Source organism: Streptosporangium sp. NPDC003464 (genome assembly GCF_053588315.1).
In genome coordinates this window covers 1-18,726 of the sequence record NZ_JBSFPS010000207.1, presented here as the reverse complement: position 1 = coordinate 18,726, position 18,726 = coordinate 1, and the positions used below count along the sequence as shown (strand labels likewise).

Annotated in this window: 16 protein-coding genes; 7 read left to right on the top strand and 9 right to left on the bottom strand. The window is 71.9% G+C overall.

Annotated elements, in window-relative coordinates; genetic code table 11:
- Positions 1–565 precede the first annotated feature (565 nt).
- The gene (gene ald / locus ACWDS7_RS34530) at positions 566–1,681 is read left to right on the top strand and encodes an alanine dehydrogenase (protein ID WP_451932669.1); all 1,116 of its coding nucleotides are present in this window, start codon (positions 566–568) and stop codon (positions 1,679–1,681) included.
- A 50-nt stretch (positions 1,682–1,731) separates the two neighbouring features.
- Here ald and ACWDS7_RS34525 read toward each other — a convergent pair whose 3' ends face one another.
- Positions 1,732–2,451 (bottom strand): DUF3105 domain-containing protein, encoded by a 720-nt coding sequence (locus ACWDS7_RS34525; RefSeq protein ID WP_451932668.1) that lies wholly within the window; start codon positions 2,449–2,451, stop codon positions 1,732–1,734.
- A gap of 122 nt (positions 2,452–2,573) precedes the next feature.
- On the opposite strand from ACWDS7_RS34525, the gene ACWDS7_RS34520 reads away from it, so the two are divergent.
- Together ACWDS7_RS34520 and ACWDS7_RS34515 are read left to right on the top strand one after the other, a co-directional pair.
- On the top strand, positions 2,574–3,224 hold the full coding sequence (locus tag ACWDS7_RS34520; protein WP_451932667.1) for a DUF305 domain-containing protein: 651 nt from the start codon (positions 2,574–2,576) through the stop codon (positions 3,222–3,224).
- Positions 3,225–3,299: 75 nt separating this feature from the next.
- Positions 3,300–3,599 (top strand): DUF3467 domain-containing protein, encoded by a 300-nt coding sequence (locus ACWDS7_RS34515; protein ID WP_306857431.1) that lies wholly within the window; start codon positions 3,300–3,302, stop codon positions 3,597–3,599.
- Between the two features lie 57 nt (positions 3,600–3,656).
- Here ACWDS7_RS34515 and trpS read toward each other — a convergent pair whose 3' ends face one another.
- The 4 genes from trpS to ACWDS7_RS34495 form a co-directional block, all read right to left on the bottom strand.
- Positions 3,657–4,622, bottom strand: a complete 966-nt coding sequence (trpS, locus tag ACWDS7_RS34510) for a tryptophan--tRNA ligase (RefSeq protein WP_306857430.1) — start codon at positions 4,620–4,622, stop codon at positions 3,657–3,659.
- A 152-nt stretch (positions 4,623–4,774) separates the two neighbouring features.
- A complete protein-coding gene (locus tag ACWDS7_RS34505) occupies positions 4,775–5,839 on the bottom strand; it encodes a threonine aldolase family protein (protein ID WP_451932666.1) in 1,065 nt (354 codons plus the stop codon).
- Positions 5,840–5,900: 61 nt separating this feature from the next.
- The gene (locus ACWDS7_RS34500; RefSeq protein WP_451932665.1) at positions 5,901–6,542 is read right to left on the bottom strand and encodes an SDR family NAD(P)-dependent oxidoreductase; all 642 of its coding nucleotides are present in this window, start codon (positions 6,540–6,542) and stop codon (positions 5,901–5,903) included.
- Positions 6,539–8,605, bottom strand: coding sequence for a DUF6421 family protein (locus tag ACWDS7_RS34495; protein ID WP_451932664.1), 2,067 nt, complete (start codon positions 8,603–8,605; stop codon positions 6,539–6,541). Before ACWDS7_RS34495 ends, ACWDS7_RS34500 begins: the two co-directional genes overlap by 4 nt.
- Positions 8,606–8,869: 264 nt before the next feature.
- Here ACWDS7_RS34495 and ACWDS7_RS34490 point away from each other — a divergent pair, with 264 nt between their 5' ends.
- The 3 genes from ACWDS7_RS34490 (at position 8,870) to ACWDS7_RS34480 (ending at position 11,487) form a co-directional block, all read left to right on the top strand.
- Entirely contained in the window at positions 8,870–9,715 is an 846-nt protein-coding gene (locus ACWDS7_RS34490) for a class I SAM-dependent methyltransferase (protein WP_451932663.1), read from the top strand.
- 161 nt (positions 9,716–9,876) lie between these two features.
- Positions 9,877–10,527 carry a TetR/AcrR family transcriptional regulator gene (locus tag ACWDS7_RS34485; RefSeq protein ID WP_306857423.1) on the top strand — a complete coding sequence of 217 codons (651 nt, stop codon included), beginning with the start codon at positions 9,877–9,879 and terminating at the stop codon, positions 10,525–10,527.
- Positions 10,528–10,782: 255 nt separating this feature from the next.
- Entirely contained in the window at positions 10,783–11,487 is a 705-nt protein-coding gene (locus ACWDS7_RS34480) for a hypothetical protein (RefSeq protein ID WP_451932662.1), read from the top strand.
- Here ACWDS7_RS34480 and ACWDS7_RS34475 read toward each other — a convergent pair.
- The 4 genes from ACWDS7_RS34475 to ACWDS7_RS34460 form a co-directional block, all read right to left on the bottom strand.
- On the bottom strand, positions 11,427–12,089 hold the full coding sequence (locus tag ACWDS7_RS34475) for a response regulator (RefSeq protein ID WP_306857420.1): 663 nt from the start codon (positions 12,087–12,089) through the stop codon (positions 11,427–11,429). The two genes, ACWDS7_RS34480 and ACWDS7_RS34475, sit on opposite strands and share 61 nt — an antisense overlap.
- Positions 12,090–12,146: 57 nt before the next feature.
- Positions 12,147–13,376, bottom strand: coding sequence for a sensor histidine kinase (locus ACWDS7_RS34470; protein ID WP_451932661.1), 1,230 nt, complete (start codon positions 13,374–13,376; stop codon positions 12,147–12,149).
- A gap of 79 nt (positions 13,377–13,455) precedes the next feature.
- Entirely contained in the window at positions 13,456–15,015 is a 1,560-nt protein-coding gene (locus ACWDS7_RS34465; protein WP_451932660.1) for a serine/threonine protein kinase, read from the bottom strand.
- 5 nt (positions 15,016–15,020) lie between these two features.
- Positions 15,021–16,622, bottom strand: coding sequence for a hypothetical protein (locus tag ACWDS7_RS34460; protein WP_451932659.1), 1,602 nt, complete (start codon positions 16,620–16,622; stop codon positions 15,021–15,023).
- A gap of 237 nt (positions 16,623–16,859) precedes the next feature.
- On the opposite strand from ACWDS7_RS34460, the gene ACWDS7_RS34455 reads away from it, so the two are divergent.
- On the top strand, positions 16,860–18,726 hold a 1,867-nt coding region (locus tag ACWDS7_RS34455; RefSeq protein ID WP_451932658.1), incomplete at its 3' end, for a hydantoinase/oxoprolinase family protein.

The window sequence follows — 18,726 nt, the reverse complement described above, 5'->3', positions numbered from 1 at the left end:
GCCCCTTCCCGCCGCGCGGGACCGGGCGGACCGGGCGGCCGGTGAGAGGCGTCCCGGGGCCCGCCCGCGGCTCCGGGCGTCCCCTCGGGACCCCGGGGCCCGGCGGGGCCGGCCACCGCCGCGACGCCGTACGGCTCCACCGGGAGACCGGGCGCTTCCGGGACGGTGCGCGGCTCCGTCAGGGAGCCGGGTGCCCCGGCGACGCCGTACGGCTCCGTCAGGGGGTCCGGCGTCTCCGCGGCGTGGGCCTCGGCCGGGGACCCGGGCGCTCCCGGAGGACGCGCGTGACGCCCGGTTGGAGGTCCCTGCGGCACGGGTGAGTCGCCCGGCCCCGCGTGCAGCTCCATCGTCACATCCCCGTATTCCTCGCATTTGCTCGCGGTGAGCCTACCGATCAGCGAAAGGAGGAGGTAACCCGACAGTCAAGTCCGCACCGGAAACATGACAGGCGCATCGGCCGACAGGCCGTCATCATCGATGGCCGATTCCTTCCATCTTGCACATGGTGGTCCTTTTCCAGGGAACGCAGAGTGAAGAAGACACAGGCGCGAATACTGGAGGAGCCGTGAAGATCGCAGTTCCCCGCGAGGTCAAGAACCACGAATATCGCGTGGCCCTCACTCCCGCTGGAGCCCATGAGTTCGTCCGCCACGGCCATCGGGTCTTCGTCGAACGGGACGCCGGTGCCGGATCCTCGATCCCCGACTCGGACTTCCAGAGCGTGGGCGCGACGATGGTGGACTCCGCGGACGACGTGTGGGCCGAGGGCGACCTGGTCCTGAAGGTGAAGGAACCGGTCGCCGAGGAGTATCACCGGATGCGCAAGGGGCAGGTGCTCTTCACCTACCTGCATCTGGCCGCGTCCGAGAGCTGTACCCGGGCCATGCTCGAATCCGGCGTCACCGGCGTCGCCTACGAGACCGTGCAGACCGCCAACGGCTCCCTGCCGCTGCTGGCCCCGATGTCGGAGGTGGCCGGGCGGCTCGCCCCGCAGGTCGGGGCCTACCACCTGATGCGGCCGGAAGGCGGGCGCGGCGTGCTCATGGGAGGGGTCTCGGGCGTGCACGCGGCCAACGTGGTCGTGATAGGCGCCGGGGTGTCCGGCATGAACGCCGCGGTCATCGCGCTCGGCATGCAGGCCGAGGTGGTGCTGCTGGACAAGAACATCGACCGGCTCCGCCAGGCGGACATCATCTACCAGGGCCACTGCCAGACGGTCGCCTCCAACAGCTACGAGGTCGAGCGCGCGGTCCTGGCCGCCGACCTGGTCATCGGCGCGGTGCTGGTGCCCGGCGCGAAGGCGCCCAAGCTGGTCAGCAACGAACTGGTCTCGCGGATGAGGCCGGGCTCGGTCCTGGTCGACATCTCCATCGACCAGGGCGGCTGCTTCGAGGACTCCCGGCCGACCACGCACGCCGAGCCGACCTACCGGGTCCACAACTCGATCTTCTACTGCGTGGCCAACATGCCGGGCGCGGTCCCGCACACCTCGACCTACGCGCTGACCAACGTGACCCTCCCCTACGCCCTGGCGATCGCCGACCTGGGCTGGCGCCAGGCGCTGCGGGAGGACCACGCGCTGGCGCTGGGCCTGAACACGCACGAGGGGCACCTGACCAACCTGCCCGTGGCCGAGGCGCACGGGCTGGAGGCGATGCCCCTGGATCGGGTGCTGGCCTAGACCGTTCCGGCCGGTACGGCCCACGCCGGGCGCGGGCCGTACCGGTGAGGTCAGGAGCTCGGCGTGGCGCTGGGCGACGGGGTCGGGTCCGGGACCACGGACTGCTCGGCGCTGGCGCTCGGGGCCGGCGTCGGCGCGGCGGTCGGGATCGGCGCCTGGTCGGTGGTGGTGTTCACGCCTCCGGCGCAGTCGGCGCCGAACTCGGGGGTCTCGGCGCTGTTGTTGCGGTATTTGGCGATGTATTTGGCCAGGCGCGGGTCGTCGGCGCTGTCCAGCTTGAGCTGCTTGTTCCAGGAACTGGCCACGATCTTGGAGGGCAGCCCCGGGTAGGGACTCATGAGCATGTAGTCCTTGCCGGAGACCATCGCCTTCAGCTTCTCCACCTGGTCCTTGGGCAGGTCCGGCTGGTAGGTGATCCACACGGCGCCGTGCTCCATCGAGTGGACGGCGTTCTCGTTGTTGACCGGCTTGTCGTAGACGGAGCAGGTCTGCCAGGCCGGGTTGTGCTCGCCGCCCAGCGGCGGGTTCTCCTTGTAGCTGACCTGGGTCTGGACGTGCGCGCCGCCCGGGTATTTGGCGCTGGTGACGGCGTCGAGCGAGCTCGCCGCCCGCTCGTTCACCAGGTAGAAGCCGACCACCCCGGCGAGCAGGACGATGACGGCGCCACCGACGCCCCACATCAGGAACGCGGTCCGGCGCTCCTTGCTCTTCTGCGCCTGGCGCATCCGGGCGATGTGTTCCCGTCTCGCCTGCGCCTTTTCCTTCGTCATCGACCCTCCAGCCGGCAACCAATTTCGGGTCACACTATGCCCTACCGGCGTGTGTGGAGGATAAGCGAATCACAGCGCATGATAGAGCGACGGTTCTCCACAGTGGGTAGTCTGGGCACGCGATGGAGACCCTTGTTCGAGAAATCCCGAAAACCCGGCGCCGTACGGCGCTCGTCGCGCTGCTCGGCTGCCTGGCCGCGGCGGCCGTCGTGCTGTTGGTCGTCGGCAGGGGCGCGGCCCCGACCGACGCCTCGGCCGAGGCGGGGTTCGCCCGTGACATGTCCGTCCACCACGCCCAGGCCGTCGAGATGTCCTTCATCGCGAGAGACGGCAGTGAGGACGAGTCGCTGCGGCGGCTCGCCTACGACATCATCGTCACGCAGACCGCCCAGCGCGGCATGTTCAGCGGCTGGCTGCAGCAGTGGGGGCTGGAGCAGTCCACCGAGCGGCCGGCGATGGCGTGGATGGCCGGCCACGGCCACGGCGGAACGCCCCAGACATCTGCCACGATGCCCGGCATGGCCAGTCAGGAGGAGCTCAAAAGGCTCCGCGCGGCCACCGGCAAGGATCAGGAGATCCTCTTCCTGCAGCTCATGATCCGCCATCACGAGGGCGGCGTGCAGATGAGTCAGGCGCTGTTGAAACTGTCCGACCGCGACGAGGTGGCCACCATGGCCCAGCACATCGTCAACGGTCAGGCGGGTGAGATCGATCTGATGACCGACATGCTGAGGCAGCGCGGCGCCCAACCGCTGCCTTCCATCCTTAAATAGCGTCGGCGCGTCCTTGCACGGCCGGTTTCCGGCCAGGGCAGCATGGGGCCAACCTGGCCGGAGGAGACGAACATCATGGTGAACGACGAGCCGGAGAACCGCCTGGAGGTGAGCATCTCCGCCGAGGTCGAAGCGGGCCAGTACGCCAACTTCGCCTCCGTCTGGCACACCCAGGACGGCTTCGTCCTGGACTTCGCGGTGATCACCAGACCACCCCAGCTCGCCAACGACCCCTCTTCGGGGCAGCACTTCGTCAGCGTGCCGACCCGGATCGTCAGCCGGATCCGCATCCCCCCGAGCCAGGTGTTCGAGCTGATGAAGGCCCTCGAACAGCAGCTCACCGCCTACGAGAACGAGACGGGCCACAAAAACTGATCCGCGGGGACCGGCCGCCCCGGATGCGGCGCTCCCCCGCGGATCACCGGGTGCTCTTCAGGGCAGGCCGATCGCGCCGCGCGCCGAGGCCATCAGCGCGGCGGTGCGCTCGGTGGCCTGCGCGGCTCCGGCGGCCAGCAGCCGCGACAGCTCGGCCGGGTCGGCCGACAGCTCGGCGTGGCGCTCCTGGATCGGCCGCAACGTCTCGACCACGGCCTCGGCCGTGTCCCGCTTGAGCGCGCCGTAACCCTCGTAGGCCAGCGACTCGACCGGCCGCCCCGAACAGACCGCGAGCAGGGTGAGCAGGTTGGAGACGCCGGGCTTGTCCTGAGGGTCGTAGCGCACCTCGGTGCCGGTGTCGGTCACCGCGCGCATGATCTTGCGACGGATGTCGGCGGGCGGGTCGAGCAGGTAGATCGTCCCGGCGGCCGAGCCGTCGGACTTGCCCATCTTCGAGGTGGGCGTGGCCAGGTCCATGACCCTGGCGGCGATCTGGGGGTGCACGGCCTCGGGCACGGTGAAGGTCTCGCCGTAGAGGCGGTTGAAGCGCAGGGCCAGGTCACGGGTGAGCTCGACGTGCTGGCGCTGGTCCTCTCCCACCGGCACGAGGTCCACCCGGTGCAGCAGGATGTCGGCGGCCATCAGCGCGGGATAGGTGAGCAGCGACAGCCGCACCTCCTCCTGCTGGGCCGACTTCTCCTTGAACTGGATCATCCGCCGCATCTCGCCGAAGTAGGCGGTGCTCTCCAGCAGGTAGGCCAGCTCGGTGTGGGCGGGCACCTGGGACTGGATGTAGACCAGTGACCGGTCCAGGCCGCAGGCGAGCAGCAGGGTGGCCGCCTCGCGGGTGCGCGCCCGCAGGGCCTGGGGGTCGTGCTTGATGGTCAGGGCGTGCAGGTCGGCGACCGCGTAGACGCAGTCCGCCTCGTCCTGGAGCCGTACGGCGGGCATGATCGCGCCGAGGAGGTTGCCGAGTGTGAGGTGGCCGGTGGGTTTGAACGCCGAGAAGACGCGCTTGGTCATGGTCTCTCCTTGCTGGGAAGGGACCGCCGCGCGCCTGGCCGTGCACAACGCGGAACGGCCGCCGGTTCGCGGCGGCCGTCTGGTGTGCGCAGTCTGGACTGGCTAGCGGGTCCGCCGATGGGCGGCCCGCCACAGACCCAGACTGTGCGTGCTCATGCGGAGGAGTCTATCTCCTCGGCCACCGCGGCGGCAAAGGCGTCGACGTCGGCCTCGGTGGTGTCGAAGGCCGTCATCCAGCGGACCTCACCGGTGGCCGCGTTCCAGACGTAGAAGCGGAAGCGCTTCTGCAGGCGTTCGGTCACGTCCGGCGGCAGGATGGCGAAGACCGCGTTGGCCTGCACCGGGCGCGGGACCTCCACCCCGGGGATCTCCCGGACCGCGGCGGCCAGCCGCTGGGCCATGGCGTTGGCGTTGCGGGCGTTGCGCAGCCACAGGTCCCCGGCGAGCAGCGCCTCGAACTGGACCGAGACGAACCGCATCTTGGAGGGGAGCTGCATGGAGGTCTTGCGCAGGTAGCGCAGGCCGCGGACGGCGTCGGGGTTGAGCACCACGACGGCCTCGCCGAACATCATCCCCGCCTTGGTGCCGCCGAATGACAGCACGTCCACGCCCGCGTCCGTGGTGAACGCGCGCAGCGGCACCTCCAGCGCGGCGGCCGCGTTGGTGGCGCGGGCGCCGTCGAGGTGGACGAGCATGCCGAGCTGGTGGGCGTGGTCGCAGACCGCCTTGATCTCGGCCGGGGTGTAGAGGGTGCCCAGCTCGGTGGTCTGCGTGATCGAGACGACCTTGGGCTGGGCGCGGTGCTCGTCGCCGAAGCCCCACGCCTGCCTGTCGATCAGGTCGGGGGTGAGCTTGCCGTCCGGGGTGGGCACGGTGAACAGCTTGAGCCCCGCAGACCGCTCCGGCGCCCCGCCCTCGTCGGTGTGGATGTGCGCCGACTCCGCGCAGACCACCGCCTCCCACTGCGCGGTCATCGCGCGGAGCGCGACCACGTTGGCGCCTGTGCCGTTGAACACCGGCCAGGCCTCGGCCGTCGGCCCGAAGTGTCCCTTGAAGATCTCCTGCAGCGCAGCGGTGTACGTGTCGTCGCCGTAGGCGATCTGGTGGCCCTCGTTGGCCAGGGCGATCGCCTGGAGGATCTCCGGGTGCACCCCGGCGTAGTTGTCGCTGGCGAAGCCCTTCACCAGCGGGTCGTGCCTGCGAATCGCGTCCGTCACTTCTTCCCCTTGAGCGGGGCGGCCGGTGGTCGGGGACCGGCCGCCGTGGTGCGTGTCACGCTCACTCGCGTGTGAGGTCCACCCGGGTGCCGTTGGCATCGGTGTCCCAGAGGCCGTCGATCGCCTCGGCGAGGTCGTCGACGTCGGTGAAGCCCGGGAACTTCCGCTCCGGGCTCGCCTCGCGCATCGCCTTGTTCACGAGCGCCTTGACGACCAGGATATTGGCCGTCGCGTCCGTGCCCTCCAGGGCGTCGGCGAAGGCCAGCGTCCAGGCCTCGGCGGCGGCCTTGGCGGTGCCGTAGGCCGCGTTGCCCTGGGTGGGGCGCTCGGCCGCCTTGGCGGAGACGACGGCGAAGCGGCCGCGCTCGCTGGCCTTCAGCAGCGGCTCGAAGGCGAGCGTGACGTGCTGGAGGGTGCGGATCAGCAGGTCGTGCAGGAGATCCCAGTCTTCCAGCTTGGTCTCGGCGAAGGTCTTGGAGCCGCGCCAGCCGCCGACCAGGTGGACGATGCCGTCCACCCTGCCGTGCTCGGCCTCGATGTCGCGGGCGAGCTTCTTGACGGCGTCGAAGTCGAGCAGGTCGACCGCGAGCGTGCCGTCGGCGCCGGACTTGTCCACGCCGATGACCGTGTGCCCCTTGTCGGTGAAGCGGCGGACGGCGGCCTGGCCCGCGGGACCCGCCGCGCCGGCAACAAGAATGATCATGCTCGGATCCCCTTCGTGGATTCGACGACGTCGCCGAGCTTACGACGCAGGGCCTCGTAGAACATGCTCAGGGGGAACTCGTCGGGCAGCACCGCGTCGACCACGGCCTTGGGGAACCCCTCGACCGGCAGCGCCTCCACGCCGCGGTTCCAGACCGAGGCGGGGTGCGGCTCCACGTAGGCGGCCACGAGCTGGTGGGCGGCCAGCCAGTGGGCGAGCTTGGAGCGGTCGATGCCGTCGCGGTAGAGCTTCTCCACCTCGCTGCGCAGGTCGGCGACGCCGTCGGCGAGCCGGGCCCAGTCGACGCTCAGCCGGTTGTCGGTCCACCGGACGATGTCGTTGCGGTGCAGGTAGGCGAACAGGAGCTGGCCGCCGAGGCCGTCGTAGTTGCGGACCCGGTCACCGGTGATCGGGAAGCGGAAGAGCCGGTCGAACAGGATCGCGAGCTGGACGTAGCGGGCGTGCGGCACGCCCTCCTGCTCCAGCTTCACGGCCTCGCCGAACGCCGTGAGGTCGCAGCGGAGCTCCTCCAGCGAGTACAGCCAGTACGGCATGCGCTGTTTGATCATGAACGGGTCGAACGGCAGGTCGCCGTGGCTGTGGGTGCGGTCGTGGACCAGGTCCCAGAGCACGAAGGTGTCCTGGGCGAGCTCCTGCGACTCGATCAGCCGGGCGGCGTCCGGCGGCAGCGCCAGCTTGAGCGTCTCCGCGGCGGCCTTGCTGACCGCGCGGAACCGGGCGGCCTCGCGGTCGCAGAAGATGCCGCCCCAGGTGAAGCGGGACGGGGTCTCCCGGACGGCGACGGTCTCGGGGAAGAGCACCGCGGAGTTGGTGTCGTAGCCGGAGGTGAAGTCCTCGAAGGCGATCGGCACGAACATCGGGTTGTCGTAGCGGGTGTTCTCCAGCTCGGCCAGCCACTCGGGCCAGACGGTGCGGATCCAGACGGCCTCGATGTAGCGGAAGGTGGTGCCGTTCTGGGTGTACATCGGGAAGACGACCAGGTGCTCCAGGCCGTCCACCCGCTGGGTGTCGGGGTGGAAGGCGTTGAGGGAGTCCAGGAAGTCGGGCACGCCCAGGCCCTGCTCGACCCACTTGCGGAAGTCGGCGACGACCGCGGTGAGGTAGGCCTCGTCGTGCGGGAAACGCGGGGTGAGGCCGTCGACGTGGTCGACGATCTCGGAGATCAGCGCCACCGCCCGGTCGCGGTCGCCCTCGATCGAGCCGTCCTTGGCCTGCAGGGGCTTGAGCGCCTCCACGGCGTCCTTGAGTCCCTGGAAGGCGGAGCGGGCCTCCGACTCCTTCGCGGCCGCCGAGACGGGGACGCGCGCGGCCCAGGTGACGAGGTTGCCCCAGAGCGCGGCGTGGTCGTAGTCGCCGATGGAGTCGTCGCCGAACAGGTCGGAGTCGGCGAGGACCACGACGCGGCCCTTGCCGTGCCGTACGGCCACCGCCAGGGGCAGGCCGGCGGGGTCGGCGGTGGACGACGTCCGGAACAGCACGGCCGCGTCCTCGGGGGCGACGAGCACGCCGGCGCGGTAGAAGCAGGCGCGACGGGCGCCGGCGAGGAGGTCCTCGCCGGTGCCGTCACCGGGGGAACCCAGGACCCAGGAGGCCACGCCGTTGTGGGCGTTCCTGGGGTCCTGGACGGTGGTGTGCTCGACGCCGACGCCGAAGCGGGCGAGCAGCTCGTCGAGGTTGCTGCCGTACTTCTCCTGCTCGCACTCGGCCAGGACGACCAGGCCGCCGCCTTCGGCGACGTAGGCCTCGACCGCGTCGAGCTCCTCCACGGGGAAGACGGGGCTGCCCAGGCCGGTGGTGCGCTCCCAGCGGTCGGCCGAGGGGTGCGCGATCACGAAGACGTCGTTCGAGCCCAGCAGGGCGGGAGTGATCGGACCCTCGGTGTGCGCGGCCACGGTGTGGCCGAGCCGGCGCAGGAGCTCGGCGGCCCGCGCGTAGCTGTTGTCGTCGGGGTGTCCCGGATTCATCGTCTCGGCCACGTCCCGCCGGATGGTCCAGGACTCGTTGTGCGCCTCGTCGAACAGCACACGCGGGAAAGCTCTCACGATAAATCCTCCCTCAGATGAGACCCAATGACGAAAAATATACACACTATGTCCCGGTATGGACACATCCCTTATTGCTTGATCCGAACAGGTTGGAGATCTTCCACCCCGCTCGTGACGGTCGGGACGCCCGCCACCGGCGCCGCGCGTGTTGACACCCCGGACCCGGCCACGCATTATGAACACTCGTTCATGAACATGTGTTCATAATGCGGACCGCCGGCCGCACGGAGCCGTCCGGCCGCACCACGGAGGAGAGAGCCGATGAGTTCCATCGTCAACACCGAGCAGGCCGACGCCTGGAACGGCTACGAGGGCAACCACTGGGCCGATCACCAGGACCGCTACGACGCGGTGAACAGCGGGTTCAACGAGCCCCTGCTCGCCGCCGCCGCCATCGGCGAGCGGGACCGGGTGCTCGACGTCGGGTGCGGCAACGGGCAGCTGACGCGGCTGGCCGCCCGGCGGGCGCGGCACGGGCACGCCGCCGGCGTCGACCTGTCGGCGCCGATGCTCCAGCGGGCGCGGGCCACCGCGGCCGACGAGGGCGTCGCCAACGTGACCTTCGAGCAGGGGGACGCCCAGATCCACCCCTTCCCCGACGCGGGCTTCGACGTGGCCGTCAGCCGGTTCGGGATCATGTTCTTCGCCGATCCCGTCGCCGCGTTCGCCAACATCGGCCGCGCGCTGCGGCCGGGAGGACGGCTGGCCTTCCTGGCCCTGCGGGAGATGAGCCGCAACGACCTGGGCGCCGTCTTCGCGGCGATGGCCGAGCACCTCCCGCCGGGGCCCGGTCCCACCGGGCCGGAGAGGTCCGGGCCGGAGTCGCTGGCCGACCCGGACCGCGTCCGGGAGGTGCTCACCGGCGCCGGCTTCGAAGGGGTGACCTCGGTGCCCGTCGAGGCGCCCCAGGTGTGGGGCCGGGACGCCGAGGACGCGGGCCGCTTCCTCGGCGCCTGGGGCCCCGTCCGCTTCCTGCTCGGCCAGGCCGACCAGGCCGCCGCCGCCCGCGCCCGCGCCGCGCTCACGGCGGCGCTGCGGCGCCATGAGGAGCCCGACGCCGTACGGCTGCGCGGCGCCGCCTGGCTGGTCACCGCCACCCGTCCCTGACCGCCCGCCCGGCCCCGTCCCGGGCCGGGCCGGCCGTCGGCGTCCGGCCCTGGTCACCTGGCCGCCGCCGGGGTCCGGCCGACCGGCGGGCGGCGCCCCGTCCGCACGGCGGCGGCCGGGCCACGACGTTCGCCTCCGAAGGCTCACTACTATGCGATGTGATGTCACCGAGAAAAGCGGCCGCGCTCCGTGACGGCGACGGCGGCCAGAGCCTGCGCGAGCACCTGATCGCCGCCGCCGAACGCCTCATCTCCCGGCGCGGCACCGCCGGGCTCACCGTGCGCGACATCGCCCGCGAGGCCCAGGTCGCCGACGGCGTGCTCTACAACCACTTCGCGGGCAAGGAGGAGCTCCTCGCGCTCGCCCTGCACGCCCACGTCGAGAACGTCGAACGCGAGCTGGGCGAGCTGCCCTCCCGGGCGGGCGCCGGCACCGTCGAGGACAACCTGCGCGCCTACATCGCCCACGGCGTGGCGCTGCACGCCGCGATCATGCCCGCCTTCGCGGGTCTGATCGCCCGGCCCGAGGTGCTCTCCCTGTTCGCCGGCCTGCCCAATCCCGTCGGGACCGGACTGGGGCTGCGGGTGGCCCTGGCCGGATATCTCCGCGCCGAGCAGGACCTCGGCCGGCTCAGGCGGGAGGTGAACGTCGAGGCGGCCGCCACGATGATCGTCGGCGCCTGCCACGAGCTGGTCCTGCCCGGCCTGCTGTTCCACGGCTCCGCCGCGCCCCCCGTCCAGGTCCCGCCGGGCTTCGTCGACGACCTGGTCACCACCGTCCTGAACGGCATCGGCCCGGCCCGGACCCGCTGAGGACCGGCCCGGACCCACTGAAGCCCGGCGCGGACCCGCCGGCGATCCCCGCCTGCTCCTGCGCCTGCTCCTGCGCGCCCAGAACGGGTGATCGGGACGAGACCCGCGCACCGCCGGGCCGCCCCCGTAACGCCTCCGGCTGAGACCCGCTTACCCCGCGAAGGGGACGGCGGATCCGCCCCGCGGCGGACGACCTGACGGGAGAGGGGGGCCTACCTTCCTTGCGACAGTCCCGTACAGGCAAGGAAGCCCCCCATGTTCAAAGACTCCGCCGACTTCCGGCGCGTGGCCGCAGGCACGCTGCTGATCGTCGCCCCCCTCCTGCAGGCCGTCGCCGTCGTCCTCGACCCGGGCACCTGGGGCGACGACCGCGAGGCCGTCAGCTACGGCGTCAACCCCGCCCTCGCCCAGATCGAGTCGGCCATGTACCACTGGGCCTACCTGCTGATGGCCCTGGCCGCCCTCGGCCTGCTGCACGTGACGCGCCGCCGCTCGGTGGTCTTCGGCCACATCGTGGGCCCGCTGACCGTCCTCGGCTACATCAACCTGTCGGGCCTGCTCCTCAGCGACCCGGTGGAGTGGTGGCTCGGCCGGCACTACAGCCCCGAGGAGGCCACCCGCATCATGGATGAGATGCTGAACCTGCCCGGCTTCGTCTTCGGCTTCCAGATGCCGTGGATCTTCTTCGCGATCCTCGGTCTGCCGATCCTGCTGATCGGCGTCTGGCGCGCCGGGTTCGCGCACTGGTGGGTCCCGCTCGTCGTCGGCGTCGGCTACGGCACCTCGCTGCTGATCCCCTACGGCCCGGTGACCGTCGTGATGTGGGTCGCCCCGATGGTCGCGCTGGGCTCGCTCGGCGTCAAGATGCTCCGGATGGGCCGCGAGGAGTGGGTCTCCTTCTACCCGACCGCCGCCCCGGGCCGGACGACCCCCGACTCGTACGCGAACACCACCGCCTGAGCCCGGTCGCGCAGATGGAGCTTCATCAGCACCCGCGCCACGTGGGTCTTGACCGTGGCCTCACCGACGAACAGCTCGCCCGCGATCTCGGCGTTGGTCAGGCCACGGGCCAGGAACCGCAGCACCTCCAGCTCGCGCGGGGTGAGATCGGCGAGCTGGGGCGGGGGCGCGGGGTCGTGACGGCCGGCGAAGGAGGCGATGACCCGGGTGGTGACGGCCGGGTCGAGCAGCGCGTCGCCGCCGACGACGACGCGGACGGCCTCCACGAGCTGCTCGGGCGGCGACACCTTGAGCAGGAACCCGCTGGTCCCGGCGCGGAGCGCGGCGTAGAGGTTCTCGTCGGTGTCGAAGGTGGTGAGCATGACGACCTTCGGCGGGTCCGGCCAGTCGAGCAGCTGCCTGGCCGCGGTGAGCCCGTCCATCCGCGGCATGGAGATGTCCATCAGCACGATGTCGGGCCGGGTGCGGCGGGCCACGGTGACGGCCTCGATCCCGTCGGCCGCCTCCCCCACCACCTCCATCCCCGGCTCGCTCTCCACGACGAGCTTCAGCCCGGCACGGACCATCGCCTGGTCGTCGGCGATCACGATACGGATGCTCACTTCTTCTCCTCGCCCAGCGGGTCGTCGGCCCCTTCAACGGGCCGCCATGTCGTCAGCTCATCTGGTCCGCCCATCGGCGAGCACCTCCTGGGAGGTCGGCAGGGACGCGTGGACGCGGAAACCGCCCTCGGGGCGGGGGCCCGCCTCGAACACGCCGCCGAACAGCGCGGCACGCTCGCGCATGCCGATCAGGCCGTTGCCCGTCGACAGCCCGGGGGCGGCCGTGCCGCCGCCGTCGAGGACCTCCAGCTCCACCGAGCTCGCGCGGTAGGCGATCGAGATGCGGATCTCGGACTCGCCCGCGTGCTTGACCGCGTTGGTCAGCGCCTCCTGCACGATGCGGTAGGCGGACAGGTCCAGCCCCGGCGCGAGCCGTACCGGCTCGCCGGTGACCTCCAGCGTGATCCGCAGCCCGGAGGAGACGAGGGTGCTCACCGTGCCGGGCAGCAGGTCCAGGCCGGGCTGCGGGATGGCCTCGTCGAGCGGCATGCGCAGCGCGCCGAGCATGACGCGCAGCTCCTCCACGGCCTCGCGGCCCATCCGCTCGATGCCGAGGAGCACCTCGCTGTCCCCGCCCTGCGTACGGCGGAGCACCCCGGCCTGCATGACCATCATGCTGACGCTGTGGGCGACCACGTCGTGCAGCTCCCGGGCGATGCGGGCCCGCTCCTCGGCGACGGCCTCGGCCGCCTGCCGCTCCCTGTCGCGTTCCACCTGTGCGGCGTGGTCGGCCAGGCGGCGGATCCGGCCGACGTGGGCGTGCACGACGAGGCCGGTGAGATAGGCGGCGCCGAAGACGACGGTCAGGAAGACGACCTCGCCGAAGGGGAGCCAGCGGTGGTCGACGGCGCCCGAGTCGAAGACCAGCACGCCGGTCACGGCCCAGGCCAGGCCGGGCCGGAAGGGGAGTTCGGCGCCGATCGTGTGGAAGACGAGGAGCAGGGAGGCCAGCTGCCAGACCTGGCAGTGCTCGTAGCCCTGCCGGTGCCAGGCGTACTGGGCGAGGATCATCAGGATGTAGACCGCGACCGGCGCCTTGCGGCGGAACCACACCAGCACGCCGGTGACGAGCGCCTGGCCGATCCACCACAGCTCGGGGGTCTCGGCCGCGCCGTACTCGGTGGCGACGGTGAAGGCCTCCAGCGTGCCGAGAGCGATGATCCCGCATCCGACGAGCAGATCGATCTTCGACACCGTGCGGAGGTGCCGGGTGAGCGACACCGTGCGGAGGTGCCGGGTGAGCGACACCGTGCGGAGGTGCCGAACAGAGGGGAGGGGAACCGCCATGCGGGGAGACTAAGCCCTCGCGTCCTCATTTCATATAGGACAAAACGCCCAGACAAGCCGGTTGCAAGTGGGCCACAAGTCACGACACCTGGAAGGACACGCTCCGCACGAGCCGGTTGGCCAGCCCGTCGTCACACCTGCCGGGCGCACAGAAGTAGATCATAAGCGCGGGTTCGTCCGGCCGCTCCACGGCCCATCCCAAGAACTCCAGCTTGCCGCCGCGCTGCGGATCGGTGATCGACCCCTCCAGCCGTACGGCGGGCCTGCCGCCCACCAGCACCTGGACCACCTCGGCGTAGACGTTGACCGTGCCGGGCAGCGAGGACTGCAGGGTCTCCTGGAGCTGCTGCGCGCCGCCGCGGGGGTCGAGGGTGTCGAGGGTCTGCGCGTAGAGGCCGGTGGCCTCCTCCGGCGTGTTCTTGATGATCTCGTTGACGGCCGCCCAGTCGGCGGTGACCGGCGTGGCGAACAGCGCGTCGAACTCCCCCGCCTTCGGCGAGGCCACCATGAACACGTCGGCGTGCGGGCGCGGGGTCCAGTCGCCGGGGTGCTCGAAGGAGATCGGCACCGCGGCCGAGCCCGCGTAGGGCACCCAGTCCTCACCACCCCGCAGGAACGTCGCCAGGACCCCCACCAGCGCGATGATCGCCACGATCGCGGCGGCCGCGCCGATCAGGATGCCCCGGCCGCCGGGCCCGGGCCGCTTCTTCTCCTCCGTCCCCTCGCGGGCGCCGCGGCCCTTCCCCTCGCGGGCGCCGCGGCCGGCCCCGGTGTCGCGGACGAGCTGGTAGGACTGGCCGCTGATCGCGTCACGGAGCTCGGTGACGAACTGCGTGCAGGTGTCGTAGCGCTGCTCGGGCGACTTGGCCAGCGCCCGCGCCATGACGCCGTCGACCTCCAGCGGGAGCTCGGGCCGGAGTGTGCTGAGCGGGGTGGGCGACTCGGCCAGGTGCGCCCAGAGCAGCGCGATCTCGTTGTCGCGCTGGAACGGCAGCCGTCCGGCCAGCGCCTCGTAGACCACGCAGGCCAGGCCGTACTGGTCGCAGCGGCCGTCGATGTGCTCCTTGTTGATCTGCTCGGGAGACATGTAGCGGGGGGTGCCGATGAACTGGTCGGTCTGGGTCAGCCCGGAGATCGAGGTGCGGTGCTTGGTGATGCCGAAGTCGGTGAGGTAGGCGTGGTCCCCCTCGGTGTGGCCGGCGATCAGGATGTTGGCGGGCTTGACGTCGCGGTGGATCAGGTCGTGCGCGTGGGCGGTGTCGAGCGCGGCGGCCACCTGGGCGAAGATCCGGTTGACCTGGCTGATCGGCATCGGCCCCCGGTCGTAGAACAGGCGGCGCAGGTCGGGGCCGTCGACGTAGCGCATCGCGATGTAGAGCGTGCCGTCCGCGGCGGAGTCGGCCTCGTAGATCGGGATGATGTTGGGATGGTCCATGCTCGCGACCGTCCGCGACTCCAGGACGAAGCGCTGGCGGAAGCGGTCGTCCTCGCCCAGCAGCGGGTTGAGGATCTTCAGGGCCACCCGGCGGTTGAGCCGGGAGTCCACCGCGAGGTAGACCACGGCCATGCCGCCCTTGCCGATGACGTCCTCGACGTAGTATCCGGCCACCTCCTGGCCGATCAGCGCTCGCTCGTTCACGGCCGTCACGTCTCGGAGGGGTGGCCGCAGTAACCGCAGAAGCGGTGCGCGGGGCCCAGCCGCATCCCGCAGGCGGTGCAGTATTTCTGGCCGGCCGGGTCGGCGGCCCTGCCGTCGGGCTGCCCGTGGGCGGCCGGGTCGGTGGGTCTGGCGCCGGGATCTCGCGCGACCAGCACGGGCCGGCCGGGCGAGGTGCCGGAGGTCTTGGGCAGGGCGGGGAAGGAGCGGCTGACCACGACCGTGGGGTCGGCCGTCTCGCCGGGCGCCGGACGGCGGAGCGCGGGCGGCGGCGGGCCGGCCTCCCCGGGCCGGGTGTCCCCGCCCCGGCTCGCTCCGGAGCCGCCCTCCACCGGCTCCGGCGGGGACCTGCGCCTCCACAGCAGCAGCGCGCCGGCCACCACGGCCGCCACCAGCACGCCGCCGGCGGCCAGCAACGGCCACAGCGGCGGCCCGGCGCCCTCGTCCTCGGTGGCGGCCGCCGCTCTCCTGGTCCCCTCGTCCTCGGCGGTGCCCCGCTTGAGCTGGGACGTCTTCAGGTGCGCCGCCGCCACGGTGTGCCCGGGATACAGCTCCAGGACGCGTTGGAAGGCGGGCACGGCGTCGCCGTAGTATTTGGTGTGGAAGCGGGTCAGCGCCTGCTCGAAGGCGGCGTCGATCGGGCCGCGCCGGGGTGTGATCCTGGCCTCGGCCAGCGCCTTGGCGATCTCCCGGACGCCGATCATCCGGCCGTCCCGGCCACCGCCGATCAGCAGCCCGACGACCTCGCCCTTCTTGTCCTCGATCACCGGCCCGCCGAGCAGCCCCCTGTCGACGAGGGCGCCCAGCTTCCGCGGCTCGTCGACCTTGTTCTCGGGGTCCTTGAACCGCCGGCCGCCCTCACCGGCGCCCCCGGCGCGCAGGTGCGCGATGTCGACGGTCTCCGGCAGGTCGGCCGCGGGCCGCCCGGTGAATCCGGCGACCGCCACCGGCGAGCCCTCCTTGTCGGGGACCGCCGCCGCGAGCGGCGCCGTGGGCAGGCCCGCGCCGCCGTCGGCACGCCCGACGGGCATCAGCACGGCGGGGCCGTCGGGCCTGGGGTCGGCATGGACGATCTCGGCCTTGAACCCCTCCTTGTCCGCCGGGGAGATGTTGGGGAAGACGCGGATCTCGGTGGTGACGTCGACGATGCAGGTCGCAGTGGGCTGCTTGGGCGGATAGCACTCCTGCAGATGGCGGTTGAGCTGGTCGTCCTTGACCGTGTGCCGCTCGAAGTCCAGGGGGATCTTGACCTTGTGGTGCTCGGCGAAGATCTTGTTGGCGGCGTAGACCGCGACGTCCTTGCCGGTCTTGACCACCCGGGTGAGGGTGACGACGCCGCCTTCGGGGTTGACGACGGTCCCGGTGCCGCTGCCGATGGGCACCTTGTAGCTCCGCTCCACGTGGACCAGCTCGCCGATGTGGTCCAGCAGGGTGATGTCGACGTGCGCCTCCGCCTCGATCCGGACGACCGCGGGGGTCACCAGATCGGTGATCCCGCTGGGATGCTCGTGGGCCAGCGCAGGGGCGGTCGCGGCGACCGCCAGCACCAGGCCGCCGAGGAGCGTCAGAGCAGATCCGGACCGCCGCATCGCCACTCCCAAAGGGGGATAAGGACAGCGTGGCAACCGTAGTGCAGAAGTCAATAGGATGCCGGATAGACAAGCGCTTGCTAGGGGAAATAATCTGCGCTCCGTGAGCGAGCGGAGCGGGCGGACGGACCGGCGGGTGGGCGAGCACGGCGGCGGAGGCGGGTCCCGCCCCCGGGGCGGGGATCCCATGGGCGGGCGGACGGGCGGGCCCGGCGGCCCGCCGGACGGGGAGGGCCGGTGAGCCACTCGATCGGGGTCGACGTCGGCGGGACGTTCACGGACGCGGTGCTCAGCGGGCCGGACGGCGAGATGACCGTCGCCAAGTGCCTGAGCACCCACGACGACCCCGCCGACGGGATCGTCGCCGCGGTCACCGCGGTGCTGGGCCGTACCGACCCGTCGGCGGTGACCAGGGTCGTGCACGCCACCACGCTGGCCACCAACGCGGTCCTGGAGCGGCGCGGCGTCCGGGTCGCCTACGTCACGACCCTGGGCTTCCGCTCGGCGGTCCCCCTCGGCCGGTACGCCCGGGTGGAGGAGGACCGCTACGACCTCCGGTTCGACCCGCCCGCGCCGCCGGTCGCGGCCGAGGACTGCTTCGAGGTGCCCGAACGGATCGGCAGCCGCGGCCAGGTGCTGCGGCCGCTGGACGAGGCGGCCGTGGCCCGGGTCGGCGCGGAGATCGCCCGGCGGGGCGTCACGGCGGTCGCCGTCTGCCTGCTGCACTCCTACGCCAACCCGGCCCACGAGCGACGGGTCGCGGAGATCCTCGGGGCCGTGGTCCCGACCGTGGTGATCTCCTCGGAGGTCTGGCCGGAGCTGCGCGAGTACGAGCGGGCGACCACGACCATCATGTCCGCCTACGTCGGGCCGGTGATGACGGGATACCTGCGGCGGCTGAGCGCGCGGCTGGCCGGACTCGGGATCACCGCCCCGGTGCACGTCATGGACTCCGGCGGCGGCGTGATGTCGGCCGAGCTGGCCGCGCGCCGGGCGGTGGCCACGATCGAGTCCGGGCCCGCGGCCGGGGTGCTGGCCGCCGCGGCGTCCGGGTACCCGGACGTGATCTCCTTCGACATGGGAGGGACGACGGCCAAGACCTGCGTGATCAGGGACGGCAGGCCGGAGATCACCCACGAGTTCCACGTCGGCGGGAAGGGCAGCTTCGGCGGCCGCCGGGCCGGGACCGGGGTGCCGATCAAGACCCCCGCCGTCGACCTGGCGGAGGTGGGCGCCGGAGGGGGCAGCGTCGCCTGGCTGGACCCGGCCGGCGCCCTGCGGGTCGGGCCGAGGTCGGCGGGCTCCGAGCCCGGTCCGGCCTGTTACGGCCTGGGCGGCGGGGAGCCGACGGTGACCGACGCCAACCTGGTGCTCGGCTACCTCGATCCCGCCTCCTTCGCCGGGGGGACGGTGCCGCTGTCCCCGGAGCTCGCCGGCAAGGCCGTCGACCAGCACCTGGCCGGACCGCTGGGGGTGTCCAGGGCCGAGGCCGCGCACGCGGTCCACGAGATCGCCAACGCCTCGATGGGGTCGGCCGTGCACGTGGTCACCGTGCAGCGCGGCATCAACCCGGCGGGGTCCGTCATGGTCGCCTTCGGCGGCGCGGGCCCCATGCACGCGGCCCGGGTCGCCGCCCGCTTCGGCATCTCCACCGTGCACGTCCCGGCCCGCTGCGGCGTCGGCTCGGCGGCCGGCCTGCTGACCGGCGACCTGTCCACCGACCGCGTCCTGTCGGCCCTGGACGCCGACCCCGCGCAGGTCTTCGCCGACCTCGCCGCGGCCGCCGCCCTCGATCTCGGCCTCTCCCCGGACTCCCCCGGCGTGTCCGTCACGCGCTCGGCCGACCTCCGCTTCGTCGGCCAGGCCCACGAGCTGACCGTCCCCTGGTCCGACTCGCCCGCCGAGCTGGCCGGCCGTTTCTCCGCCCGCTACCGGCAGGTGTACGGCATCGCCCAGGAGGGCCCGACGGAGATCGTCAGCTACCGCGTCCGCCTCACCCAGGCCGCCCGCCACACGTCCGGCCCGCCCGGCACCACGGTCCGCCTGCTCGACGAGCAGTTCATCGACTACCGCGCGCGGCTGACCGACGACTGGCCGATCCGGG